Source organism: Frigoribacterium sp. AC759, assembly GCF_979256015.1.
Window position 1 is genome coordinate 26,096 of sequence record NZ_CEEDMT010000007.1, and the last position, 23,757, is coordinate 49,852.

Annotated in this window: 21 protein-coding genes; 8 read left to right on the forward strand and 13 right to left on the reverse strand. The window is 72.2% G+C overall.

The genetic code is table 11. The features are described from left to right. Positions 1–83 precede the first annotated feature (83 nt). A complete protein-coding gene (locus ACZ6JE_RS07750) occupies positions 84–1,112 on the forward strand; it encodes a hypothetical protein (protein WP_464318619.1) in 1,029 nt (342 codons plus the stop codon). Here the strand turns inward: ACZ6JE_RS07750 and ACZ6JE_RS07755 are convergent. The 3 genes from ACZ6JE_RS07755 to ACZ6JE_RS07765 are packed head-to-tail and all read right to left on the reverse strand — an operon-like array spanning position 1,096 to position 4,537. Continuing rightward, positions 1,096–1,941, reverse strand: a complete 846-nt coding sequence (locus ACZ6JE_RS07755) for a transglutaminase family protein (RefSeq protein WP_192060788.1) — start codon at positions 1,939–1,941, stop codon at positions 1,096–1,098. The genes ACZ6JE_RS07750 and ACZ6JE_RS07755 overlap by 17 nt on opposite strands. Continuing rightward, positions 1,938–2,867, reverse strand: a complete 930-nt coding sequence (locus tag ACZ6JE_RS07760; protein WP_192060789.1) for an alpha-E domain-containing protein — start codon at positions 2,865–2,867, stop codon at positions 1,938–1,940. Before ACZ6JE_RS07760 ends, ACZ6JE_RS07755 begins: the two co-directional genes overlap by 4 nt. Beyond that, entirely contained in the window at positions 2,861–4,537 is a 1,677-nt protein-coding gene (locus ACZ6JE_RS07765) for a circularly permuted type 2 ATP-grasp protein (RefSeq protein ID WP_464318662.1), read from the reverse strand. The genes ACZ6JE_RS07760 and ACZ6JE_RS07765 overlap by 7 nt, the downstream gene beginning before the upstream one ends. A gap of 374 nt (positions 4,538–4,911) precedes the next feature. On the opposite strand from ACZ6JE_RS07765, the gene ACZ6JE_RS07770 reads away from it, so the two are divergent. Together ACZ6JE_RS07770 and ACZ6JE_RS07775 are read left to right on the forward strand one after the other, a co-directional pair. Further along, positions 4,912–5,124 (forward strand): hypothetical protein, encoded by a 213-nt coding sequence (locus ACZ6JE_RS07770; RefSeq protein WP_192060790.1) that lies wholly within the window; start codon positions 4,912–4,914, stop codon positions 5,122–5,124. Positions 5,125–5,315: 191 nt separating this feature from the next. Next, entirely contained in the window at positions 5,316–6,311 is a 996-nt protein-coding gene (locus ACZ6JE_RS07775) for an NADP-dependent oxidoreductase (RefSeq protein WP_192060791.1), read from the forward strand. A 188-nt stretch (positions 6,312–6,499) separates the two neighbouring features. On the opposite strand, the gene ACZ6JE_RS07780 is transcribed toward ACZ6JE_RS07775, so the two are convergent. After that, positions 6,500–7,102, reverse strand: a complete 603-nt coding sequence (locus ACZ6JE_RS07780; RefSeq protein ID WP_464318620.1) for a TetR/AcrR family transcriptional regulator — start codon at positions 7,100–7,102, stop codon at positions 6,500–6,502. A gap of 107 nt (positions 7,103–7,209) precedes the next feature. Here ACZ6JE_RS07780 and ACZ6JE_RS07785 point away from each other — a divergent pair, with 107 nt between their 5' ends. Then, the gene (locus tag ACZ6JE_RS07785) at positions 7,210–7,920 is read left to right on the forward strand and encodes an SDR family oxidoreductase (protein WP_320479553.1); all 711 of its coding nucleotides are present in this window, start codon (positions 7,210–7,212) and stop codon (positions 7,918–7,920) included. A gap of 196 nt (positions 7,921–8,116) precedes the next feature. Here ACZ6JE_RS07785 and ACZ6JE_RS07790 read toward each other — a convergent pair whose 3' ends face one another. From ACZ6JE_RS07790 to ACZ6JE_RS07805, 4 genes are all read right to left on the reverse strand, one after another. Further along, the gene (locus tag ACZ6JE_RS07790) at positions 8,117–9,073 is read right to left on the reverse strand and encodes an SDR family NAD(P)-dependent oxidoreductase (protein ID WP_464318621.1); all 957 of its coding nucleotides are present in this window, start codon (positions 9,071–9,073) and stop codon (positions 8,117–8,119) included. Positions 9,074–9,136: 63 nt separating this feature from the next. After that, positions 9,137–9,745 (reverse strand): CDP-alcohol phosphatidyltransferase family protein, encoded by a 609-nt coding sequence (locus ACZ6JE_RS07795; RefSeq protein WP_192060795.1) that lies wholly within the window; start codon positions 9,743–9,745, stop codon positions 9,137–9,139. A gap of 116 nt (positions 9,746–9,861) precedes the next feature. Beyond that, complete coding sequence (locus ACZ6JE_RS07800) at positions 9,862–10,899, reverse strand: septum formation family protein (protein ID WP_464318622.1); 1,038 nt, start codon at positions 10,897–10,899, stop codon at positions 9,862–9,864. Between the two features lie 187 nt (positions 10,900–11,086). Beyond that, positions 11,087–12,172: an alkene reductase gene (locus tag ACZ6JE_RS07805; RefSeq protein ID WP_192060797.1), complete on the reverse strand. Its 1,086-nt coding sequence runs from the start codon at positions 12,170–12,172 to the stop codon at positions 11,087–11,089. Between the two features lie 314 nt (positions 12,173–12,486). On the opposite strand from ACZ6JE_RS07805, the gene ACZ6JE_RS07810 reads away from it, so the two are divergent. Beyond that, positions 12,487–13,044 (forward strand): hypothetical protein, encoded by a 558-nt coding sequence (locus tag ACZ6JE_RS07810; protein WP_464318623.1) that lies wholly within the window; start codon positions 12,487–12,489, stop codon positions 13,042–13,044. Positions 13,045–13,125: 81 nt separating this feature from the next. Here ACZ6JE_RS07810 and recQ read toward each other — a convergent pair whose 3' ends face one another. The 3 genes from recQ to ACZ6JE_RS07825 all read right to left on the reverse strand — a co-directional run bounded on the left by recQ (position 13,126) and on the right by ACZ6JE_RS07825 (position 18,913). Then, positions 13,126–15,258: a DNA helicase RecQ gene (gene recQ, locus ACZ6JE_RS07815; protein ID WP_464318624.1), complete on the reverse strand. Its 2,133-nt coding sequence runs from the start codon at positions 15,256–15,258 to the stop codon at positions 13,126–13,128. Between the two features lie 9 nt (positions 15,259–15,267). Then, positions 15,268–16,233: a lysostaphin resistance A-like protein gene (locus ACZ6JE_RS07820; RefSeq protein WP_464318625.1), complete on the reverse strand. Its 966-nt coding sequence runs from the start codon at positions 16,231–16,233 to the stop codon at positions 15,268–15,270. A 130-nt stretch (positions 16,234–16,363) separates the two neighbouring features. Beyond that, positions 16,364–18,913, reverse strand: a complete 2,550-nt coding sequence (locus ACZ6JE_RS07825) for a 5'-nucleotidase C-terminal domain-containing protein (protein WP_464318626.1) — start codon at positions 18,911–18,913, stop codon at positions 16,364–16,366. A gap of 194 nt (positions 18,914–19,107) precedes the next feature. Between ACZ6JE_RS07825 and ACZ6JE_RS07830 the strand changes: the two genes are divergently transcribed. From ACZ6JE_RS07830 to ACZ6JE_RS07840, 3 genes are all read left to right on the forward strand, one after another. Further along, a complete protein-coding gene (locus tag ACZ6JE_RS07830) occupies positions 19,108–20,058 on the forward strand; it encodes a shikimate dehydrogenase (protein ID WP_464318627.1) in 951 nt (316 codons plus the stop codon). A 1-nt stretch (position 20,059) separates the two neighbouring features. Next, positions 20,060–20,833, forward strand: coding sequence for a type I 3-dehydroquinate dehydratase (gene aroD / locus ACZ6JE_RS07835; protein ID WP_464318628.1), 774 nt, complete (start codon positions 20,060–20,062; stop codon positions 20,831–20,833). Between the two features lie 436 nt (positions 20,834–21,269). After that, on the forward strand, positions 21,270–21,530 hold the full coding sequence (locus ACZ6JE_RS07840) for a DUF6458 family protein (RefSeq protein WP_192060804.1): 261 nt from the start codon (positions 21,270–21,272) through the stop codon (positions 21,528–21,530). 133 nt (positions 21,531–21,663) lie between these two features. Here the strand turns inward: ACZ6JE_RS07840 and ACZ6JE_RS07845 are convergent, their stop codons facing one another. Together ACZ6JE_RS07845 and ACZ6JE_RS07850 are read right to left on the reverse strand one after the other, a co-directional pair. Further along, positions 21,664–22,632, reverse strand: a complete 969-nt coding sequence (locus ACZ6JE_RS07845; protein ID WP_464318629.1) for an aldo/keto reductase — start codon at positions 22,630–22,632, stop codon at positions 21,664–21,666. Next, a complete protein-coding gene (locus ACZ6JE_RS07850; RefSeq protein ID WP_464318630.1) occupies positions 22,629–23,567 on the reverse strand; it encodes a helix-turn-helix transcriptional regulator in 939 nt (312 codons plus the stop codon). The genes ACZ6JE_RS07845 and ACZ6JE_RS07850 overlap by 4 nt, the downstream gene beginning before the upstream one ends. Positions 23,568–23,757: the final 190 nt, after the last annotated feature.

Consider the following 23,757-nt stretch of genomic DNA (forward strand, 5'->3'; position numbering starts at 1 on the left):
GGTCAGCGCTGACCCGCCACGGATGACGGGAACCCGCCGAACCGCCGAGAGACCGCCCGGGGGCCCGCCCTAGACTCGCGGGCATGAGGCGCCACCTTCGCTGGATCATCCCCCTCGCCGCCGGCGTGCTGGCCGTCGTGGTGCTGCCCCTGATCGCCGGCGCCATCACCACGAGCACCAGCGCGGGCACGGGCACCTCCTCCTCGACCATCGGCGCGAACCTCGGGTCGAGCATCGCCTCGCTGGCCGTCGTGCTCGCCATCCCGGTGTGCGTGGTCGTCGCGGTCGTGCTGACCGTGCGTGGCGCGATGCGCACCTTCCGCGACTGGCGTCACCGCACCGGGCGCTACACGAGATCCGAGCGCAGCGCCGAGCTCGTCAGGGTCGACCGCGCGAGCGCGAGCGAGGCCGCCTGGGCCGAGGCGCGACGCCTCCGCCGGGCGCTGCTCGATCAGCAGGTGCCGCAGACCATCCCCGTCTGGGAGGTCGTGCCGCAGCCGGGCGAGGTCTTCTTCTACAGCGTGGGGGTCGAGTACGAGCGCTACTACGGTCAGCCCGTCGCTCAGGGCGGGGGCAGCAGGTTCTTCGTCGGCAGCCCCGCGTTCGTGCTCGCCGGGCTCGCCGTCTCGACGCTGAGCAACGCCTCGGCTCGGCGATCGGCCGAGGCGCAGGCCCGCGACCAGTGGCGCGAGCACCAGGACGTCCGTCTCGTCGTGTCGAACCAGCGTCTGATCTGCCTGGCGGGCGGGCAGTGGGTCAGCTTCCACTACTCGGCGATGACGGCCGTCTACCCCGAGGTCGGCGACTGGGCCCTCGTCTGCGAGTTCGACGGCATCACCTCGCCGCTGCGTCTGCGGGGCGTCGACGCACCGATCGCCGCCGTCATGACCCTCTTCGGCACCCACGGCCTCGACGGGGTCGCGAACCACCCGAGCCTGCGTCCGCTCGACGCCGAGCTCGCCACCACGACCCGACCGGGCAGCACGAGCACCGCCACCGGCACCAGCACCGCCACCGACACCGACACCGACACCGACACCAGCCCAGGCACCCGCACCGGCACCGCCCTCCCCGAGCCCCCTGACCCGCCGGCCCTCACGCCTCGCGGGTGATCTCCACCGTCACGAACAGCTTCGAGTTCGACGACCCGGCGTACACCCCGCGCAGCGGCGGCACGTCGCGGTAGTCGCGCCCCTGGCCGACGATCACGTGCCGCTCCCCGATGTCGATCAGGTTGGTCGGGTCGTAGCCGTGCCACGAGCCGCAGAAGTACTCGACCCAGGCGTGCGACTCCCCCGTCACCGTCTCGCGCAGCTCGGCGTTCGGCTTCGGGTGCAGGTACCCGCTGACGTATCGGGCGGGGATGCCGGCGGCTCGCAACGCGCCCACCGTGATGTGGGCGATGTCCTGGCAGACCCCGGCCCGCGCCTCCCACGCCTCCGAGGCCGTCGTCTTCACGTTGGTGACCCCCGGCAGGTAGGCCACGGCGTCGCCGAGGCGTTCGCAGATCGCGAGCCCCGCGGCGCAGGGCGACGAGGCGGTCGCCGCGATCTCGCGCGCGAGGGCGACGAGGTCGTCGGGCGGCGTCGTCAGCGGCGTCTGCTCGAGGTGCTCGACGAACTCGGTGGTGGCGCCGGCGACCTCGGCCAGTTCGTGCCAGTCCATCGCGGAGTCGGGGTGCACGACGGGTCGCACCTCGACCAGCGACGTGGCCGTCAGCGAGAGCTGGCGGTGCGGCAGCAGCACCTCGAACGACGACACCCGGGTGCCCCAGTAGTCGACGTACTCGTGGGTCGCCGCGACCGGCTCGATGCGCAGGTGCGACGAGATGACGAACTGCCCCTCGGTGTGCGCGGGCAGCATGCGCGCCTCGTTGTAGCTCGCGACAGCCTCGCCCAGGTACGAGAACCCGGTCTGGTGCCTGATGCGCAGTCGGCTCACGACCGACCACCCACCCAGGTGGGTGCGGCGCTGGTCGGGAAGTACCGCTGACGGATCGCCTCCGACGCCGCGCTGGTCGCCTCCTGCACGACGTCCATCTGACCGGGCAGGTCGTCGAGGATCCGCCCGATCGGCTTGTACTCGAGCTCGCTGCGCATCTGACCGAGGATGCGCACCCCGCTGTCCGACGCCGCCACACGATGGTTCGCGGGCTCGACCTCGCGGAGGCAGGCCTCGGCACGGCTGATCGCGAACAGGACGCTGCGCGGGAAGAGCCGGTCGAGCAGCAGGAACTCCGCCGCGTTGCGCGCGCTCGGCACCCCCTTGTAGGTGCGGAGGTACGCCTCGTAGGCGCCGCACGAGCGGAGGATCGTCGTCCACGACGGCCCCGACGCCTCGGTCAGCGTGCGGGTGGCGAGCAGTCGTGCCGTCATGTCGGCGCGCTCGATGGAACGCCCGAGGGTGAAGAACTGCCACACCTCGTCGCGACTCGTGGCCGACTCGATGATGCCCACAGCGAGGGCGCTGCGTTCGCGCACCCAGGCGAAGAACTCGTGCACCTTGTCGTCCGCGACCTTGCGCGGCATGCGGGCGCGGGTGGTGTTCAGGCACTCCCACAGCTCGGTCGAGACGATCTCGCGGGCCCGGCGGGCGTTCTCGCGGGCGGCGCCGAGCGAGTACGCGATCGACGCCGGGTTGTGCCGGTCGACGGCGAGCATCGAGAGCACGTCGCCCCGGGTCAGCGACACGTCGGCGGGGGCCTCGCTGCCCATGACGGCGAGGAGGCTGCGGCAGGCGGTGTCCTCCTCGATCCACGGATCCTCGAGCAGCAGCTGGAGGTGCACGTCGAGGATCCGCGCGGTGCCGTCGGAGCGCTCGATGTACCGGCCGATCCAGAACAGGCTCTCGGCGATGCGGCTCAGCATGGGGTTCCTTCCGAAGTGGGTGCCCCGAGATCGGAGCGGGGGCCCGCAGGAGGCGCGGGTCGGCCTCGTGAACCGACCCGCGCCTCCTCGGCTCGTCGCTGTTGCTGCTGCTGCTCGTGCTCCTGCTGCTGCTGGGCCTGCTGGTCGTTCCGCGGGTCGTCCTGAGGGGCGTGATCGGGGCTGTGGTCGCCGTGCGGCGAGGCGTCGGCGATGATCGGGATGGACTGCGTCGGCGTCGTCTGCTCGGCGATCAGGGCGCTGACGTCGTGGCCGGCCCAGGCGTTGACGTCGCCGCCGACGATCCAGGTGTCCTTCGAGCCGCCGCCCTGGCTGCTGTTCACGACCAGCTCGCCTTCGGGCAGGGCGACCCGCGTCAGACCGCCGGGCAGCACCCAGACGTCGTCGCCGTCATGCACGGCGAAGGGCCGCAGGTCGGCGTGCCGGGCGCGGAGCCCCTCGTCGACGAGGGTGGGGATGGTGCTCAGCTGCACGACCGGCTGCGCGATCCAGCCGCGCGGGTCGGCCAGCAGCTGCGCGCGCAGCACGTCGAGCTCGCGTCGACTCGCGGCCGGGCCGACGACCAGCCCCTTGCCGCCCGAGCCGTCCACCGGCTTGACGACCAGCTCGTCGAGCCGGTCGAGCACCTCGTCGAGAGCGCCCGGGTCTTCGAGACGCCAGGTGCGGACGTTCGGCAGCAGCGCCTCCTCGCCGAGGTAGTAGCGGATCAGCTCGGGCAGGTACGTGTACACGAGCTTGTCGTCGGCGACGCCGTTGCCCACCGCGTTGGCGATCGTCACGGTGCCGAGGCGGGCGGCCATCAGGAGGCCCGGCGAACCCAGCACGGAGTCGGCCCGGAACTGCAGCGGGTCGAGGAACTCGTCGTCGACCCGCCGGTAGATGACGTCGACGCGCTCGGGGCCGCCGGTGGTGCGCATGAACACCCGGCCGCCCGAGCAGTAGAGGTCGCGGCCCTCGACCAGCTCGACGCCCATCAGGCGGGCCAGCAGAGTGTGCTCGTAGTAGGCCGAGTTGAAGACGCCGGGGGTCAGCACGACGACGGTGGGCTCGTCGACGCCCGACGGCGCGCTCTTCTTCAGAGCCGAGAGGAGGCGGTTGGGGTAGTCGCCGACGGGCCGCACGCGCATCGAGACGAACAGCTCGGGCAGGGTCTGCGCCATGACGCGACGGTTCGAGATGACGTAGCTGACGCCGCTCGGCACCCGCACGTTGTCTTCGAGCACGCACCAGGCGCCCGCCTCGTCGCGGATCAGGTCGATGCCCGACACCTGGATCCGCACGCCGTTGGCGGGCTCGATGCCCGCCGCCTGCCGGTGGAAGTGACTCGACGAGGTCAGGAGGCTCGCGGGGATGACCCCGTCGGCCACCGCGCGCTGCGGCCCGTAGACGTCGGCCAGGAACGCCTCGAGCGCCTTGACCCGCTGCGCGATGCCGGCCTCGACCCCCGACCACTCGTCGTGCTCGACCACCCGCGGCACGGCGTCGAGGGGGAACGGGCGCTCCTCCCCCGCGAAGTCGAAGGTGACGCCCTGGGCGAGGTACGAGTCGGCGAGCGCCGCCGTCCGACCGCGCAGGTCGTCCTGCGTCATGGCCTCGAGGGTCGCGTGGATGTCGGCGTAGGCGCGGCGGGCCTGGCCGTCGGTGTCGAACATCTCGTCCCACGCGCGGGGCGGGGTGCGGGTGCTGGCGGCGGTGCCGGTCGTGCGGGTCCCACCGCGTGCGCCGCCGCGGGCGCCGTCGTGCGCGCGGCTGTGCGCGCCGCTGTGCGAGCCGCTGTGCGAGCCGCTGTGCGCGCCGCCCCGAGTATCGCCGTAACCACTGAAGAGGTCGCCCATGCGCTCGACGGTACCGACGGGGTGTTGCGGGGGTGTTTCCGGTCGGGGGCGGGGGTGTTGCGCGGTGCGGCGCGGTGTGGCGGCGGCCCGGCGGCCGGCTCCGGAGAGGGTCGCCGAGGCGTCGGCGGACATCCGCACAGCCCGGAGGACTAGCGTCGTACCGACCACAGATCGCCCACCGGGAGGACCCCATGCGTTTCCGTTACCTCGTCATCGCCGTCATCGCGTTCATCGCGTACACCTACGGAGCCAAGGCCGGCAAGGGTCGCTACAAGCAGATCTCGAACTACCTCGACTCGTTCTGGAACGACCCCAAGGTGAAGAAGGCACGCGCCGTCGCGAAGAAGGACGTCGCGAAGGCGCGCAAGGCGGCCGTCAAGAAGGCCTCCAAGCTCAACCGCTGAGGTCGGTCGACCCGAGCCCCTGAGGTTCGGTCGCCGCCCTCACGAGAAGAAGACCCCGGTGCGCGCACCGGGGTCTTCTTCGTCTGCGGACGCGTTCTCGTCGTGTGATTTTGCTGCCGGTCTTGACAATGCTACTGAGTTGACTCAGTGTTGAGCGTGGTCATATCGACCCCCACGTCAGGAGACACCCCATGCGAGCGTTCATCGTCGACCAGTACAAGCAGCCTCTGCACGAGGCGGATGTCGCCGAACCCGTCGTCGGCGACCACGACGTCCTGGTCAAGGTCGTGGCCGCAGGTTTGAACCAGCTCGACGAGAAGATCCGCAAGGGCGAGTTCAAGCTGATCCTGCCGTACAAGACCCCCTTCACCCTCGGCCACGACGTCGCCGGCACGGTGATCGGCGTCGGGGCGAAGGTGCGGTCGGTCAAGCCCGGTGACGAGGTCTTCGCCCGCCCGCGCGACCCCCGCATCGGCACGTTCGCCGAGCGCATCGCGGTCGACGAGGCCGACGTCGCCATCGCGCCGTCGACCATCAGCCCGGTCGAGGCCGCCTCGCTGCCGCTGGTCGCCCTGACGGCGTGGCAGGCCCTCGTCGAGAAGGGACGGGTCGGCCCCGGGCAGAAGGTGCTGATCCACGCAGGGTCGGGTGGCGTCGGGTCCATCGCGATCCAGCTCGCGAAGCACCTCGGCGCGACCGTGGCGACCACCGCCTCCTCGGCGAACGCCGACTTCGTCCGAGAGCTGGGCGCCGACGTCGTCGTCGACTACCGCAGCCAGGACTTCGCGACCGAGCTGTCGGGGTACGACTTCGTGCTCGACAGCCTCGGCGGCGAGAACCTCGAGAAGTCGCTGCGCGTTCTGCGACCCGGCGGCAAGGTGGTCGGCATCAACGGCCCGCCCGACCCCGCGTTCGCGAAGCAGGCCCGACTGAACCCCGTGCTCCGACTCGTCATCGCCGGCCTCAGCCGCAGCGTCCGCAGCAAGGCCCGCAAGCTCGGCGTGACCTACGAGTTCCTCTTCATGCGCGCCGACGGACGACAGCTGCGCGAGATCGCCGCGCTGGTCGAGTCGGGCGCCATCCGACCCGTCGTCGGGGCGACCTTCGCCTTCGCCGAGACACCGGCGGCGCTCTCGGCGCTCGGCACGAGCAGCATCCGCGGCAAGGCCGTCGTCACCGGGGCGTGACCGGGCCGGATCCAGCTGCGCTCAGCGCCCTGCCGGAGGCACCTTCGACGTCGGCCTGACCTCGGCGCTGTCTGAGGCGGCTTCGACCTCGGCGCGGGTGCAGGGGCGGTTGCGTGAGCGGGGTTGCGGATGCCACAGCGACTGCGGGTGCAGGTGTGTGGCAGGTGCGGCTGCCGAGCCCGGCGAGGTCAGCGCGGCAGCACCACCTCGAGCTGCGCCCTGATCGTCGCCACGACCTCTGCGACGGTCGTCGCCTCGTCGACCGCCGAGGCCATCACGACGAGCTGGACGGCCGACACGACGTGGGCGAGCGTGGTCGCCTGCGCGGCCTCGATGCCCGACCGGTCGGCGATCAGCTCGGCGAGCAGCGCCTCAGTCCGGGCGACGATCGAGAGGGCCTCGGCATGGTGCGGCTCGGCCGGGTCGCCGAACACCATCTCGCGCAGATACGTGCGGCCGTTCTCGACCTGGGCCCTGTTGCACTCGACGATCGGCGTGACGACGGCCAGCACCGCATCGAGCGTGGTCGCTGCCTCGGCGGCGTCGACGCGGCCGCGTTCGAGCGAGCGGGCGTAGTTGTCGTTCTGCGCGAGCAGCAGCAGCTCGCCCTTCGTCTTCGCGTAGAGGAACAGCGTGCCGGCGCCGATGTCGGCCGCCTCGGCGATCTGCTGCGTCGTGACGTCGTCGACGCCGTGCTGGGCGAACAGGTCGGAGGCGGCTCGGGTGATGCGCTCGAGCTTCTCCTGCTTGTTGCGCTCACGCCGACCGGACGGCGCGGATGTCGACGACATGGATTCTCCTGGAATAGAAACTGACTGCACTCGATTATGACAGTAGTCAGTCCGAGGCGGTCCGATCGGGGCCGCCTCATCTTCGCATCATCGACAGGAAGACCCTCATGACCTCTCTCACCAACGCCGTCGTACTCGTCACCGGAGCGAACGGGGGCATCGGCACCCGGTTCGTCGAGGCCGCACTCGCCCGCGGGGCCGCCAAGGTCTACGCCACCGCTCGCACCCCGCGCACCTGGGACGACGAGCGCGTCGTGCCGCTCACGCTCGACGTCACCGACGCCGCCTCCATCGCCGCGGTCGTGGAAGCCGCCCCCGACGTCACCGTCCTGATCAACAACGCCGGCGCGAACGCCCCCACACCGGGCATCCTGAGCCACACCGACGACGAGATCCGCGCCAACGTCGAGACGAACTTCTTCGGCCCGCTGTTCCTCGCCCGGGCCTACGCGCCGCTCCTCGCAGCCCGCGGCGGCGGCACGGCGATCATCGACATCCACTCCGCGCTCTCGTGGTTCGCCGTGGCCGGCATCTACTCGGCGACGAAGGCCGCGCTCTGGTCGGCGACCAACTCGCTGCGGCTCGAGCTGCAGCCCGCCGGGGTGCAGGTCGTCGGCGTGCACGTCGGTTACGTCGACACGGCGATGGCCGCCGGCGTCACCGACGCGAAGACCGACCCGGCCGACCTCGTCGCGCAGGTCTTCGACGCGACCGAGGCGGGCCAGCACGAGGTCCTCGCCGATGACACGTCCCGTCAGCTCAAGGCCGGCCTCTCGGCCCCGCTCGAGGCGGTCTACCCCCAGCTCGCGCAGAGCTGACCGCACGCCGAGGTGCGAAACTGACCGGCGACGAGGTGACCCGAAAGGGTAGTCCGGTGTCTGCTAGGACACCCTTCGGGTCACTTCGATCGCCAGGCGCGAAACTGACCTGCACCGAGGTGACCCGAAAGGGTAGTCCGGTGCCTTCAAGGACACCTTTCGGGTCACCTCGATCGCCAGCGCGGCGCGGCGCGGACTAGCCGAGCAGCTGCTCGCTGAGGCCCCAGAGGCGGTCGGCCTGCTCGGTGTCGAGGGCGTAGCCCTTCACCCCGCGGCCGGGGGCGTCGTCGCTGAACGGCTCGGCCTCGTTCACGTCTTCGAAGTAGCGGGCGCCGACGCCCTCGACGAGCGGGTGCACTGCGACGAACACCGACGTCGCGGCGCCCTGCTCGGTCGACTTGAACGCCGGGTTCGGCGTGCCGTCGGCGTCGATCCAGCCGCGGTCGATCATCTCCTGCTTCGGCAGGTGACGCTGCAGCGGCGTGATGATGCCACCCGGGTGCACCGCGTTCGCGAGCACGCCGTCGTCGGCCCAGCGGCTCGTGACGCCGACAGCGAAGAGCGAGTTGGCCGTCTTCGACTGGCCGTACGCCGCCCACGGGTCGTACTCGCGGCGCTCGAACATCACGTCGTCGAACACGACCGGCGACCTGTGGTGACCGGTCGAGCTGAGCGACACCAGCCGCGACGGGGATCCCGACGCCTGGGCGCCCTCGACCAGCGCACCCCGCAGGGCGTTCGCGAGTGCGAAGTGGCCGAGGTGGTTGTTGCTGAACTGCAGCTCCCACCCCTCGGGGGTGCGGGTCTCGGGCGTCGCCATGACGCCGGCGTTGTCGATCAGCACGTCGAGCGGGCCCTGCCAGTCGTCGGCGAAGGCCTGCAGGGTGTCGCGCTTCTGCAGGTCGAGGTAGGCGGCCTGCACGGTGCCCGAGTCGGTGGACCGGCGGATGTCGGCCAGCACCTCCTCGGCCCGGTCCATCTTGCGGGCGGCGATGGTGACGTCGGCTCCGGCGGCGACCAGCGCACGGGCGGTCTCGACGCCGATGCCCGACGCTCCGCCGGTGACGACGATGCGGGTGCCGGCGAGGTCGAGCCCCTCGACGACCTCGTGCGCGGTGCTGCGGGCGGTGAACGGTGCGGTGATGCGAGTCATGCTCTGAACGCTACGCCGCCGGTGCCGCACCGCAGCCAGCTGCCGCGCCGACCGCCTCGCGGCCTAGCGGTCGCGCATGCGCCGGCCGAGGGCGACCCCGTAGATCACCGCGGCGACGTAGTGCCCGATCAGTCCGATCACGAGGAGGACGGAGGCGACCGTCTCGACCGTCTGCCCGACCGACTCGAGCCCCGCGGCCCCGTCGACCCGCCCCTGGTCGACCAGGGCGACCCCGACGAGCAGCAGCAGCAGACCCGTGAAGATGAACGCGGTGCGGACCTTGCCGACCCACGTGACCGGGAACGACGCCCCGCCGAACGCGACGAGCGACACGATGCTGAGCAGCACGTCGGGCAGCAGGATCAGCACGAAGACCGGCCAGGGCAGCAGCCCGCCGAGTGCGAAGGCGGCCACGACGGCGATGACGGTCAGCCGGTCGGCGACCGGGTCGAGCCACTTGCCGAGCTCGGAGATCGAGTTCGTCTTGCGGGCGACGAAGCCATCGACGAAGTCCGTCAGGAAGACGACGGCGATGACCACCATCGACGACCAGTAGTGCCGGTCGACGATCAGCACGATGAACACCGGCAGCAGCAGGAGGCGCACCAGGGTGATCGCGTTCGGCACGGTCCGCCAGTCGTCTTGGCGGAACAGTCGATCGACCAGCGTCACGCGTCGTCCTCTCGCTGCGGCGTCGACTCGGGTGACGACGTGCTCGGTGGGTCGATTCTACGGGGCCGAGCCGCGCCTCCTCGGGGCCGACCCGCGCCTCCTCGGGGCCCTGGCGGTCAGCCGCCGTAGCCGCGCAGGCTGCTCGTCAGTGTCTGGCCGTCGACGTAGAGGTAGCAGCTGATGATGCGGTCGCCCGCACTCCAGCCCTCTTCGGTGGGCTGGAGGAAGTCGTAGCCGATCACGGACTCCTCGAACTCGACACCCACGAACCCGGGGAACGCGTCGTAGCAGAGCTGGTCGGCGGCCTCGCTGAGGGCCTGATCGCCCGGGAACTCGACGTCGGGCGCCTCGTCTTCGAAGAACACCTCGTTGTCGTGCGGTGTCGTGCAGTCCTGTCGTTCGACCTCGACGACGACCCCGCCGGTGGTGCCCTGGCCGAACGAGAAGCAGTCGCCCAGGCGCAGCTCCTCGACGGGGGTGCCCGAGCCGCTGCCGTCCGCACCGCCGCCCGAGCCGCCGTCGGCGCCCGTGCCGCCGCCGGTGCTCGACGCCGCGTCGACGAAGCCGCGCACGGCCCCGATGAGGCCGACGGACGACAGCCCGAGCATCACGATCACGACCACCGCGACGATGGCGATGAGCGGCCGCCGCCGACGCAGCGGGCTGGGCGACCCCTCGGGCGTCGGCTGCCAGTACCCGTCGGGGCCGTGGGCCCGGTCGCGGGGCACGTAGGGGGCGGGCGTCGGCGCCCCGAAGGCGGCGGGCGCGGGGATCGCAGGAGGCGCGGGTCGGCGCGCGAGGACGGCCGGCGCATCCGCCTCGTCGGCCCCCACCGCCTCGGCCCAGCGTCCGACCGAGGCGACGACGGCATCGACGACGACCGCCTGATCGCTGTGCAGCGGCAGCCCGAGGCGCTCGACCGAGCGGTCGGCGACCGGGGTCACACCGGTGGAGTCGGCCGACAGACCGGCGACGAACCAGTCGCGGCCGTCGTCGGCGAGGTCGAGGTAGAGACGGTGGCCGAGACGCAGGCGCAGAGCGGCACCGCCGACGAGGTAGTCGGACGGACGCCCGTCGATCTCGACGCCGGGCAGGGCGCGCCGCAGACGGGCCGCCAGCTGCTCGAACAGCGGCGGCAGATACGAGTTCGTCACGGTCTTCTCCTCGCGGCCGGTGCGGTGCCGCTCGTCGATCGTATCCGCCGCCGCCCGGGCGACTACGGCGAGTCGCCTGGATTCCGGACGGTGGGCAGAAGACGCCCCCGCACGCGACGCGAAGGGCAGGTTCTGACCACCGTACGGGTGCGGCGGCGGGTGGAGCAGGCGGGCGGACCCGAGCCGACTAGCTCGAGACGCTCGCGAGCGTCGGGTAGTCGGTGTACCCCTCGGCGCCCGGGCCGTAGAACGTGCTCGGGTCGGGCTCGTTCAGCTCGGTGCCGCGCTCCCAGCGGGCGACGAGGTCGGGGTTCGCGATCGCGAGGCGACCCACCGCGATGGCGTCGGCGAAGCCGCTCTCGACCAGGTCGCGGGCCTCGGCCAGGTCGGTGACGGTGCCGAATCCGCTGTTCAGGATGACGTTGCCGTCGAAACGGCGACGGAGTCGCTGCACGAGCTCGCCGCGCGGGTCGGCGTGCAGGATGCTCAGGTACGACAGGCCGAGCGGCGCGAGACCGTCGACGAGGGCGTCGTACGTGGCGGTGACGTCGTCGACGTCGGTCTCGACGACGTCCTGGATGTTGTGCATCGGCGAGATGCGGATGCCCACACGACCGGCGCCGATGGCGTCGGCGACGGCGACCGCGGTGTCGATGCTGAGTCGCGCGCGGTTCTCCGGGGTGCCGCCGAACTCGTCGGTGCGCACGTTCGAGACGGGCGACAGGAACTCGTGCAGCAGGTAGCCGTTGGCGCTGTGCAGCTCGACGCCGTCGAGGCCGGCCTCGAGGACGGCGCGCTTCGAGGCGGTGACGATGTCTGCGATCACCTGGTGCACCTCCTCGGTGGTGAGGGCGTGGGGCACGGGGTAGTCGCGCTTGCCGTCGGGGGTGCGGACGACGCCGTCGATGGCGACCGCGCTCGGGCCCACGATGCGCTCGGTGCCGGTGACCTCGGTGTGCGTGACGCGACCACCGTGCATCACCTGCATGACGATCGTGCCGCCCTTCGCGTGCACGGCGTCGGCGACGCGCTTCCAGCCGGCGACCTGCTCGTCGGTGACGATGCCGGGCTGCCCCGGGTACGCTTTGCCCTCCTGCGTCGGCCAGGTGCCCTCCGTCACGATGAGACCCATCGTGGCGCGCTGCGAGTAGTGCTCGACCGGCAGGTCGCCGGGGACGTCGCCCTCGCTGGCGCGGACGCGGGTCAGCGGCGCCATGGTGACGCGGTTCGAGAGCACGAGGTCGCCGAACGTGGCGGAGGAGAACAGGCTCACAGTGAGTCCTTTCATAGACGGATGTCGACGTGCGCCGGAGCGCACCCCGAGCGGAACCACCGAGGAGGCGCGGGCATTCCGCCGAGGACGGCCCGGTCTCCGAGTCCGCAGCAGCTTCACAGGCAGGGGTTGCGGGCTGGGCTCGCGGGCGGAGCGGCGGGCGGGGCGCGGTGGCGACCACCCGGTCGACCGCCGGGGTGGCCGCGACGGGTGATGCGCGCGTGCACCGGGCGGTATCGGGGCGAGACCGGCCGTGTCCCCGTTAGGGAGGATTGCCGAGGTGCGGGGCGACTCCTATGCTCGGCTCCGTGGGGATGACGACGAAGCGACGGGCAGCGCAGGGCATGCGACTGCGGAGAGATGCGTCCGGATCCGTCGAGGCGGACGCTCTCGTGCTCGATGCGACGGACGCCGATGCCATCGCGGGCGCGGGCGCGCTCGCGGAGCCGGCCGACGCGGTCGTCCCCCTGCCCGCGGGTCTCGCACGGCGGACGATCTACCTGCTCTCGCCGGTCGTCCACGGCTTGTTCGGGGTGCTCGCGTTCGCCGGCGCCCTGTCGGTGACGCCGGACGCCCTCGGCCCCGTGGCGGGCATGGTCGCGCGGATGCTCTACGTGTCGTCGGCGCTGCTGTCGTTCTTCCTGACCACGATGATCGTGGCGGTGCGCGTCGATGTGCGGCGGGGCGGGGTCCGACCGCCGCTGAGCGTTCCGCTCGTGTACGCGTTGAGCCCGGTGACCGGCGGCCTGATGCTCGCCGCCGCGTACGTCTCGCAGCTGAACGGCGGTCCGTTCGCGGGCGGCTGGGGGGCGATGCTGCTGACGACTCTGTCGCTCGTGCTGCTGACCCAGCGGTCGCGCACGCGCCCCTAGCCGCACCGACGCCGCGCACGCGCGGCCAGCCGCGCCGACGCCGGCCGGCTCGGCGCGCCGGAGGCCCCGCGCGACGACGGTTCAGCGCCAGTCGTCGGGCGGGACGCTCTCGTCGTAGGGGTCGAAGGGCGGCTCGTCGTACGGCGGCGCATCGTCGTGGGGCGGCTCGTCGCGAGGCGGGCGCGCCGGCGCGGGCCGAGCGCGAGCGGGCTCGGCCCGACTGGCGCGCGCCGGAGTCGGCGCGGTGCGAGTCGGCTCGGCCCGGGGCGCCTCGGCACCACTCGACCCGGCCGAGGCCGCCGAAGCCGCCGCCTCAGCCGCGTCTTCGGGCGACGTGCCGCCGACGACGTCGAGCACCTGCTGGCCGTAGGTGTCGAGCTTCTTCTGGCCGACGCCGCTGATGGTCGCGAGCTGGTCGAAGGAGGTCGGACGGGTGGACGCGATGCCACGCAGGGTCGCGTCGCCGAAGACCACGTACGCGGGCACACCCTGAGCCTTCGCGACGCCGGCCCGCCACTGGCGCAGGGTCTCGAAGAGGGGCTGATCGGCGGCGTCGAGATCGGCCGCACCGGCACCCGCTCGCGAACCCCGCGCGCCCGAGGCCGACCCCGAACGCGATCGAGCCGCACGGGGTGCCCGCTCGGGCTCCTTGCGAAGCCGCACCGGCCTGCCCCCCGAGAGCACCTCGCCCGCCGCATCGGTGATCAGCAGCGTGCCGTAGCCGTCGGGCGACACGGCGAGGATGCCCTGGGCGAGCAGCTGCCGGACGACGCCCCGCCATTCGATCTCGGTCAGCTCGGAGCCGATGCCGAACGTCGCGAGCTGCTCGTGCCGGTTCTGCGTGATGCGCGGGGTCGTCTTGCCGAGCAGGATGTCGATGATCTGACCGGCGCCGAACTGCTGGTCGCGCTCGCGCTTGAGGCGCACGACCGTCGAGAGCAGCTTCTGCGCGGCGACGGTGCCGTCGATCGCCTGAGGCGGCGTCAGACAGGTGTCGCAGTTGTGGCACGGGGTGCTCGCCTGGCCGAAGTAGCCGAGCAGCTGCACGCGCCGGCACTCGACGGTCTCGCAGAGCGCGAGCATGGCGTCGAGGTGGGCGCTGAGCTTGCGCCGGTGGTCGGCGTCGCCCTCCGACTGGTCGATCATGCGGCGCTGCTGCATGACGTCCTGCAGCCCGTAGGCGAGCCAGGCGGTCGACGGCAGGCCGTCGCGACCCGCTCGACCGGTCTCTTGGTAGTAGCCCTCGACCGACTTCGGCAGATCGAGGTGGGCCACGAAGCGCACGTCGGGCTTGTCGATGCCCATGCCGAACGCGATCGTCGCGACCATGACGATGCCGTCTTCGCGGAGGAACCTCGACTGGTTGCGGGCCCGCACGCCCGCGTCGAGACCCGCGTGGTACGGCAGCGCGGCGATGCCCTGCTTGACCAGGAACTCGGCCGTGCCCTCGACCGACTTGCGCGACAGGCAGTAGACGATGCCGGCGTCGCCGTCGTGCTCGGCGCGGATGAAGCGCAGCAGCTGCTGCTGAGGGCCGTCTTTCGACTCGATGCGGTACTGGATGTTGGGCCGGTCGAAGTCGGCGACGAAGTGCGCGGCGTCGTCGAGCTCGAGCCGGGCCGAGATCTCGCGGTGCGTCGTCTCGGTGGCCGTCGCCGTCAGGGCGATGCGCGGCACGTCGGGCCAGCGCTGGTGCAGCACCGAGAGCTCGAGGTAGTCGGGGCGGAAGTCGTGGCCCCATTGCGCGACGCAGTGCGCCTCGTCGATGGCGAAGAGCGACAGTCGCGCACGGTCGAGGAGGTCTTTGGTCGAATCGAGCCGCAGCCGCTCGGGTGCCAGGTAGAGCATGTCGAGCTCGCCGGCGACGAAGGCCCGCTCGACCTCGCGCCGCGTGTCGGGGTCTTGGGTCGAGTTCAGGAACTCGGCACGCACGCCGACCGCCTCGAGGGCGTCGACCTGATCTTGCATCAGTGCGATCAGCGGCGAGACGACGATGCCCGTGCCCTCTCGCACGAGAGCGGGCACCTGGTAGCAGAGCGACTTGCCGCCACCGGTCGGCATCAGCACGAGAGCGTCGCCGCCGCCGACCACCTGCTCGATGATCGCCGCCTGCTGCCCCCGGAAGTCGTCGTAGCCGAAGACCCGCTGCAGCACGTCGAGGGGTGCGGCGGAGGCCGGTCGGGCGACGGCGGAGGTGGTGGGAGCGTTGGTCACCAGGCGAGTCTAAGAGGCGCGACCGACAGGCTCGTCGGCCCCGTGCCTCCTGGTGGGAACCACCCCGACGAGACCGTCTGGGGAGGACCGATCGAGCCCCGCCGCGTCGAACGCCCGCACGACGAGCCACACGTACAGCGGCGTCGTGACGACGGTGACCGCGAGGCCCAGCGGGCTGCCGTCGCTCGACGGGGTGCCCGCGAACGGCGCCAGCAGCACGAACAGCACGACGTTGTTGAGCACATGGGCGACGATGGCGGCCTCGAGCCCGCCCGTCCGCCAGGTGAGCCAGGCCGCGGCCACCCCGAAGACGGCGACGTCGGCGAGCCCCCACGGGTTGTACGCGTGTGCGGCGGCGAACGCGATGGTCGGCAGCACGATCGCGACCGCGGGCCAGGCGATCCACGAGCCGAGGGCCTGCATCGCGAACCCGCGGAACGCGTACTCTTCGGCCGTCGCCTGCAGCGGCACCAGCAGCACGATGACCACCAGCGACCAGACGAGCGCCTCAGGCGGGGTCGTCACGGGCCCGAGACCGATCGACGCGCCGGTCAGCAGAGGCACGGCGAACGAGCTCAGCAGCACCGTCAGCCCCATGAACACGGCGGCCGGCACGAGACAGCGGGCCAACCAGCCCCAGCGCAGGCGCCCCGCGACGCTCGAGAGGCGCCCCGGCCCGCCGAGCCCCGCCGCGCGGGTCGCGAGCAGCACCGACGGCAGCATCATGACGATCGACCCGAGCGTCAGCAGCATGACGAGGGGCTCGGAGGCGTCGAGCGGATCGGCCTGCAGCGCCCGGTACACGCGACCCACCGCGTCGGCCCCGGCCACGATCCGCAGCACGGCCGTCGCGGCGAGCACGAAGGCGTTCGAGAGGACGACATAGAAGGCGACCGCCAGCACGGCGGCCAGCACGGGCCGGTACCAGCGGTACGTCGGCAGTGCGCGGAACATGCGGTGGTAGGCGACGGTCACGACTAGAGGGTAAGGGGCGCCCCCGACAGTCCCCCGCGCGACCCGGCGGCCCGCCGTCCGGACGCCGAGACGGCCCGCGTCGACGCCCGCGAGGGACGCACGACACGGGCCGTCGGGCCGATGACTGCTGCTAGAACAGGACGATCACGACCGCGAGCCCGCCGGCCGAGCCGTCGAGCGCCGCGTCGCCGCTGTACTCGCTGGTCAGCAGGTGGATGCCGCGGCCGAGCTTGCCGACCTGGACGGTCGCCTTGCCATCGGGGCCGACGGTGGCGGTGCCGACCGTGCGGCCGTTGTCGCGCACGGCGACGGTGCCGGTCGGGGTGACCGCGCCGGTGACCGTGGCCGTGTAGCTGACCGGCGAACGCGAGGTGGTCAGCAGGGCCGAGGCGCCGCCGCGGACCCGCGACGACAGCTTGTCGACCGTGACCGCCGACGAGCTCGCCGAGGCCTCGGTGCTGCCCTCGGCGGTCGCGGTGACCGTGACCGCGATCGAGCGGCCGGCGTCGGCCGCGACGAGACGGTACCGGTCGCCGGTGGCGCCGGCGATGGGCGCGCCGTCGCGGGTCCACTGGTAGGCGCGGGTCACGCCGTCGACGCTCCACGCGCCTCCGTCTGTGCGGAGCGTGCGGCCGACCACCGCGTCGCCCGTGATGCGGGGCGCCGTGACCGACTCGATCGGGACGGCAGGAGGCGCGGCGATCTCGAGCGGGACGGTCGCGGTCGTGCTCGTGCCCTCGACCGAGATCGTCAGCTGGCGGGTGCCCGCCTCGAGCCCCTCGGGCACGGTCACCTCGAGCGTGGCGCGGCCCTGCTCGTCGGTGCCGGTCACCACGGTGCCGTCGATGGGGGCCGACCCGACCCGCGTGCCGTCGAACGCCGCCGTGACGGTGCCCGTGGTGGGGCCGCCGTTGCTGAACAGCAGCGACGAGAGACCGAGCGACACGGTGTCGCCGGGGGCGAAGCCGCCCTCGGGCGCGGCCGGGACGGTGACGCCGACGGAGCGCTGCGCGAGGTCGGGCGAGACGACGGGGTTCGCCGCGAAGTAGTCGACCTGGCTCTGCAGGTCGACCTTGCCGCTGTCGGCCTTCGCCGAGGCGCCGTTCAGGGCGGTGAAATTGTCGCCGCCCGAGGCGAGGAACGAGTTGACGGTCACCTTGTAGCTAGCGGTCTCGTCGAGCGGCTGACCCTGGAACAGGATCTGACCGATGCGCGAGCCGGCGGCGGCCGTCGGGTCGTACGTGTAGCTGAGGCCCTTCGAGACGCCGAGCTTGAGGAACGGCCGCGACGAGCCCGCGGGCTGCCACTGCTGCTCGAGCGTGCGACGGATCTGCGCACCGGTCAGCGTCGAGACGACGAGGGTGTTGGCGAAGGGCTGGACGGCGGCGGCCTCCTGGAAGGTCACGCGGCCGTCGGGGTCGATCGTCGCGTCGCCGCTCGAGGCGTACTTGAGGTCGGCGCGGAGACCGCCCGGGTTCATGAACGCGATCTGCGCGCCGTTCTCGACGGTCGCGGCGAGCTGGGCGTCGGCGACGAGGTTGCCGAGGGTGGACTCGCCGCCGCGGTTCTCACTGCCGTCGAGCTGCTTGGCCCGGAGGACGTCGGCCGTGATCGTGCCGACGGGCTTGCGACCCTCGACGGCGGCCACGGCGACCGCGTCGGAGACGATCTTCGCCACGGCGGGGTCGGGTGCCGCCGACTGGTACAGGGGCACCAGCGCGCCGGTGACCGACGCCTCGTCGGTGGCGGCGTCGTAGGTGACGGTGAGGTGGCTGAGGTTCGCGCCGTAGCTGCCGGTCTGGACGATCGGACGGGGCTTCGTGCCGCCCGTCGGCACGATGTTCTCGAAGTCGTAGGTCGCGTGGGTGTGCGCCGAGAGGATGGCGTCCACCTCGGGCGAGACGTTCTTCGCGATGTCCGCGAAGTCGGAGTCACCGGTCGCGTCGGCCTCGACGGCGGTCGCGTTGCCCTCGTGCACGAGCAGCACGAGCACGTCGGCCTCGCCGTTGTCGGCGTCGTCGACCCCGTCGGTGAGCTCGGCGGCGGCCAGGTTGACCGAGTCGACGATGTCGCCGAACTCGAGCCCCTCGATGCCGGCCGGGCTGACCAGCTCGGGCATCAGCTCGGTGATGGCGCCGATGAACCCGACCTTCACGCCGCCGACCTCCTCGACGTAGTAGGGGTCGTACACGGGCTCGCCGGTCGCGCTGTCGAGGATGTTCGAGCTGACGTAGGGGAAGTCGCTGCGCGGCACGACGCGGTCGTCGAAGTCGGCGCGACCCTTGTCGAACTCGTGGTTGCCCGGGGTGCTGACGTCGAGCCCCATCGAGTTGAGGGCGTCGAGGGTCGGCTCGTCGTCCTGGATGAACGACGTGAACGTCGAGGCCCCGATGTTGTCGCCCGACGAGACGAAGAGCGTGTTCGGGTTCGCGGCACGGAACTCGTTGACCTTGCCCGCCATGACCGCTGCGCCGGCGGTCGGGCTCGCCTCCTGGGCGAGACGCCCGTGGAAGTCGTTGATGCCGAGGATGTCGATCGTGGTCGTGGCCGCCTGGGCCGGGACGGCGACGAGCGTGCCGAGACCGAGCGCCGCGACGGTGACGCCGACGAGAGCGACTCCGCGGACGCGACGACCGCCTCCCTGGCTTCGGTTCTCTGAGGACGGGGGGCTTGTGCGCATGGGCGTCTGTGCTCCTGGTACGTGGCGGTCGGGGCCGACGACTCCCCTGAACGAGGGTCGACATCGAGAGCCTAGGTTTCGGCTGGGAATCGGGCAAGGATCCGCCGAGGAACGTCACGTGTTGTTCACGCAGGGGCGTCTGGGGAGGGATCGCTAGGCTGAGGCGTCCGCCGATCGAGCCCGGAGGTGCCCGCGTGACCACCCCCCGCACCCGCCTCGCCGTGCTCGGTTCGCCCATCGCCCACTCGCTCTCGCCCGTGCTGCACCGGGCCGCCTACGACGCCCTCGGTCTGCCCTACGAGTACGACCGCGTCGAGGTCGCCTCGGGGGCGCTCGGCGGCTTCGTCGCCTCCCTCGATCGGAGCTGGCGCGGCCTCAGTCTCACCATGCCGCTGAAGCGCGAGGTGCTGCCGCTGCTCGACACCGTCTCGCCGCTCGCCCGCCGGCTGGGCGTCGCGAACACGGTCGTCCTCGACGCCGACGGGCGACGGCACGGTCACAACACCGACGTCGACGGCATCGTCCGCTCGGTCGCCCTGCGGCACGACGCCCGGCCGACCTCCGCGGTCGTGCTCGGCGGGGGCGCCACGGCCGCCTCGGCGCTGTCCGCCGCCTGGCGCCTCGGGGTGCGCTCGGTCGCCGTGCTCGTCCGCGACCCCCGTCGCGCCGGCGAGCTCGCGCCGCTCGCGTCCGATCTCGGGGTCGACCTCGAGATCCACCCTCTGACGGCGCTCGCCGGTCTCGGCCCTCTCGACTTCGTCATCAGCACCCTCCCGGGAGGCGCGGCGGACGACCTCCCGCTCGCACCGGTCGACGGGGCCTCCCTGCTGTTCGACGTCGCCTACGAGCCGTGGCCGACCCGCGCCTCCTCCCGCTGGTCCGACGCCGGGGGGCTCGTGCTGAACGGGCTCGACATGCTCGTCGAGCAAGCGATCTCGCAGGTCGCGCTCTTCGCCGACGGCGGCGAGGGCGAGGCGCGGGCCGGGCACGACGGCGGGGGCGCCACGACCGCGGTCGACGAACCGCGCGAGGCGGCGCGGGTGCGTGAGGCGATGCGTCGGGCGGTGGGGTCGCTCTCGGGGGCGACCCGCGCCTCCTCGGCATCCTCGAAATCCGCCCCGACCTCCGACGACGGAAGGCGCTGACATGATCCCGACCCCCCGCCCCGTGACCCTGCGGTCGGTCGTGCTCGGCGACGGCCGACCCGCCGTCTGCGTGCCGCTGACCGGTCGCACCGAGGAGGCGCTGGTCGCCACGGCCGCCGCACTCCCCCGCGAGGCGTACGACGTCGTCGAGCTGCGCGTCGACTGGCTCACGGCGGTCGACGACATCGCCCAGGCCATGTCGGCCCTCGTCGCCGTCCGGGCGACCCTGCCCGACGACGTGCCGGTGATCGCGACCTTCCGCACGAAGCAGGAGGGCGGCGAGCGCGACATCACCCCCGACGACTACGGCCTGCTGCTCGGCGCCCTGATCGGCACGGGCGCGGCGGACGCCGTCGACGTCGAGATGTTCACGCAGCCCGACGTGCTCGAGTCCGTCGTCGACGCCGCGCGCTCGGCAGGGGTGCCGGTCATCATGTCGTCGCACGACTTCGCCGCGACGCCCACGCGCGACGAGATCGTCTCGCGACTGCTTCTGCAGCAGGAGCTCGGCGCCGACATCGTGAAGCTCGCCGCCATGCCGCGGTCGGCGGACGACGTGCTGACGCTGCTCGCGGCGACCCTCGAGTTCAGGGCGGGGGCAGGGCTGGTGCCGGCCGTGACCATGTCGATGGGGCCGCTCGGCGCGGTGTCGCGCGTGGCGGGCGAGGCCTTCGGCTCGTGCCTGACCTTCGGCACGGTGGGCGAGTCGAGCGCGCCGGGGCAGCTGGACGCCGCCGGGCTGCGCGCGACGCTCGAGCTGCTGCACCGCGGGTAGAGGCGGGGCACGGGCACTGCGCCAGGATGCGGACACGACGCCAGGTTTTTTGCTGGCGTCAAATCCATCTTCTGGCGTCGTGGGTGAGCGGCCGTCGGGTGCGGGCCTCCGAGGGAGCCGACCGCGGCCCCACCACCGGGAAACGAGCGACGGTCGTCGCTCAACGAGGGCCGTCGGGTCGGGCTCGCCTCGGAGTGAGACGACAGTAGCGCGAGGGAGGGCACCCGGTCGAGCCGCCGGGCGGGGCGGCACCGGGCGGCGAACGGGGCGACAGGGGCCCGCAGGCGGGGCGACACCGGCCGGCGGGCGGGCACCCCCAGTCGGGGGCGAGCGGAACACGGCGGCCGTCTCGTGCGTAGCGTGGGCCTCAGACAGCATCCGGTCGATCGGGACGAGCCCGTTCGGCACTCGCAGGATGCGTGACGAAGGAGAACCCATGAGCATCGGCGGCGGAATCGCCTTGATCGTGATCGGCGCGATCCTCGCGTTCGCACTCGACCTGCAGGTGGCCGGTATCGACATCCAGCTGGTCGGCTACATCCTGATCGCCGCGGGGGTCGTCATCACCCTCCTCGGCATCGTGTTCCTGACTCGTCGGCGCCAGGTCACCTCGACCTCGCGCTCGGCGGTCGACCCCGTGACCGGTGAGCGCGTCACGCGTCGCTCCACCGAGGACGGCGGCGGCCCGGTCGTCTGACCGGCACCCGCCCACACCCCCGACGGCCCCGTGCCCTGCCTGACCGGCAGGGTGCGGGGCCGTCCGGCCGTCCGGCGTCCGCCCGTCGGCCGTCGGCCGTCGGCCGTCGTGGCCAGCGTCCGTCACCGACCGGTCACCACCAGAAGGGCGCCTGCGGCACGTAGCGCTCCTCGAGGCGGCGGACGTCGTCGTCGCTGAGCTCGACCTCGAGGGCGGCGACCGCGTCGGCGAGGTGGTGCGGCTTCGTGGCCCCGACGATCGGGGCCGAGACCACGGGGTTGCGGAGCACCCAGGCGACCGCGATCTGCGCCATCGGCACCTCGTGCTCGGCCGCGACCCGCTCGACGGCATCGATGATCGGGCCGTCGGCGTCGGTGTCGAACGCCTTGGCGACCTCGTCGACGGCCGAGCGGCCGGTGGTCACGTCGCGGGGGCGCGTGAGCCGCCCCTTGCCCTGCGGCGAATACGGCACGAGCCCGACGCCGAGGTCGGCGCAGAGCGGGATCATCTCGCGCTCCTCCTCCCGTTTGAGGAGGTTGTACTGATCCTGCATCGACGCGAAGGGCGTCCACCCGTTCACGACGGCCGCGGTCTGCATCTTGGCGAACTGCCACGCGTACATGCTCGACGCGCCCGTGTAGCGGACCTTCCCGGCCCGGACGAGGTCGTGGAGCGCCTCCATCGTCTCCTCGACCGGGGTCTCGTCGTCGTAGCGGTGCACCTGGTAGAGGTCGATGTGGTCGGTGCCGAGCCGGGTGAGCGACGCGTCGACCTGCTCGAGGATGGCCTTGCGCGAGAGCCCGGACCCACCGGGCCCGTCGTGCATCCGGCCGCTGACCTTCGTCGCGAGCACGATGTCCTCGCGGCGGGAGTACTCGCGGATGGCGCGGCCGACGTACTCCTCGCCGGTGCCCTGCTGGTACACGTTGGCGGTGTCCCAGAAGGTGACGCCGAGCTCGACGGCCTGGCGGAAGAGGGGCGCGGAGGCCTCCTCGTCGAGGGTCCAGGTGTGCAGGCCCCGCGTCGGATCGCCGTAGCTCATGCAGCCGAGGCCGATGCGGCTGATCCGCAGGCCGGTCGTCCCGAGTCGTCCGTACCTCATCGTGAGCTGTCCTCTCGTCGGGCGTCGTCTCGCGAGCGATGCGCGTCGATGGGGCCTGCTGGTTCTCGGGCCTGCGGATCGACCGGGCCGGCGCCCCAGCTGGCGAGGAGAAGGAGGCGCTCCTCGGTCGGCGTACCCGGCTCGGCGCTGTAGATGAGGAAGTTCAGCCCCGGCTCGCCCATCGGCTCCATGGCCGCGTAGACGAGGTCGAGATCGCCGACGACGGGATGCCGGAACGATTTGCTCCCCGAGGCGTGATGCCGCACCTCGTGCGCGCCCCACCGGGTGCGGAACTCGTCGCTGCGGGTCGACAGCTCGCCGACGAGGTCGTGCAGGGCCTTGTCATGGGGGTCGCGGCCGGCCTCGGTCCGGAGGATCGCGACGTTGATGTCGGCGGCGATCGACCACGACGGGTAGAAGGCCTCGGCCAGCTCGCGGTGCAGGAACACGAAGCGGGCGAGGTTGACGGGCCGGTCGGAGAGGGCGTAGAGGTCGGAGTAGAGCGCCCGGAAGAGAGCGTTCTCGCCCAGCACGTCCATCCGTCCGTTCCGGACGAACGCGGGCCCCGAGGCCACGGAGTCGAGGGCCAGCTGCAGGGCGCGCGAGACGCCGGCGGGACGCGCACGCGACCTCGACCGAGCCCGGACGGGCGACTCGTTCGCAGCGCGCGCGAGGTCGGCCAGGTGCGATCGCTCGGCCTCGTCGAGCAGCAGCGTGCCGCCGATCGCCTCGAGCACAGCCTCGGACGCTCCCCCGAGGTCGCCGCGTTCGAGGCGCGAGTAGTACTCGACGCTGACGCCGGCGAGCATGGCCACCTCGGCCCGCCGCAGACCGGGCACGCGCCGCCCCGGACCACCGGGCAGCTCGACCTGCGCAGGGGTCACGCGGGCCCGCCTCGTGGTCAGGAAGTCGCGTACCTCGCTCCTGTTGTCCATGGGATCGACCGTACGACACGGAGAGCGCGCTCAGGGGTGTTCCGCTGGAGCACCCCTGATCCGGGATCTCCTGCCGGCGCGGACGGCGAGCACTTCAGTATCGTGCGCATCGAGCGTGATGGACAAGCGGGCCGCCCGAAGCGGAGGAGAACCGTTCTGCCTGGTCACAGAACTGCCCCACCCGGCACTT

Coding starts and splice junctions, on each gene's coding strand:
- ACZ6JE_RS07850 (WP_464318630.1), bottom strand. CDS start 23,567: ATGGACAACAGGAGCGAGGTACGCGACTTCCTGACCACGAGGCGGGCC.
- ACZ6JE_RS07840 (WP_192060804.1), top strand. CDS start 21,270: ATGAGCATCGGCGGCGGAATCGCCTTGATCGTGATCGGCGCGATCCTC.
- ACZ6JE_RS07790 (WP_464318621.1), bottom strand. CDS start 9,073: ATGACTCGCATCACCGCACCGTTCACCGCCCGCAGCACCGCGCACGAG.
- ACZ6JE_RS07810 (WP_464318623.1), top strand. CDS start 12,487: ATGACGACGAAGCGACGGGCAGCGCAGGGCATGCGACTGCGGAGAGAT.
- ACZ6JE_RS07770 (WP_192060790.1), top strand. CDS start 4,912: ATGCGTTTCCGTTACCTCGTCATCGCCGTCATCGCGTTCATCGCGTAC.
- ACZ6JE_RS07765 (WP_464318662.1), bottom strand. CDS start 4,537: ATGTTCGACACCGACGGCCAGGCCCGCCGCGCCTACGCCGACATCCAC.
- ACZ6JE_RS07760 (WP_192060789.1), bottom strand. CDS start 2,867: ATGCTGAGCCGCATCGCCGAGAGCCTGTTCTGGATCGGCCGGTACATC.
- ACZ6JE_RS07780 (WP_464318620.1), bottom strand. CDS start 7,102: ATGTCGTCGACATCCGCGCCGTCCGGTCGGCGTGAGCGCAACAAGCAG.
- ACZ6JE_RS07785 (WP_320479553.1), top strand. CDS start 7,210: ATGACCTCTCTCACCAACGCCGTCGTACTCGTCACCGGAGCGAACGGG.
- aroD (WP_464318628.1), top strand. CDS start 20,060: ATGATCCCGACCCCCCGCCCCGTGACCCTGCGGTCGGTCGTGCTCGGC.
- ACZ6JE_RS07775 (WP_192060791.1), top strand. CDS start 5,316: ATGCGAGCGTTCATCGTCGACCAGTACAAGCAGCCTCTGCACGAGGCG.
- ACZ6JE_RS07845 (WP_464318629.1), bottom strand. CDS start 22,632: ATGAGGTACGGACGACTCGGGACGACCGGCCTGCGGATCAGCCGCATC.
- ACZ6JE_RS07750 (WP_464318619.1), top strand. CDS start 84: ATGAGGCGCCACCTTCGCTGGATCATCCCCCTCGCCGCCGGCGTGCTG.
- ACZ6JE_RS07825 (WP_464318626.1), bottom strand. CDS start 18,913: ATGCGCACAAGCCCCCCGTCCTCAGAGAACCGAAGCCAGGGAGGCGGT.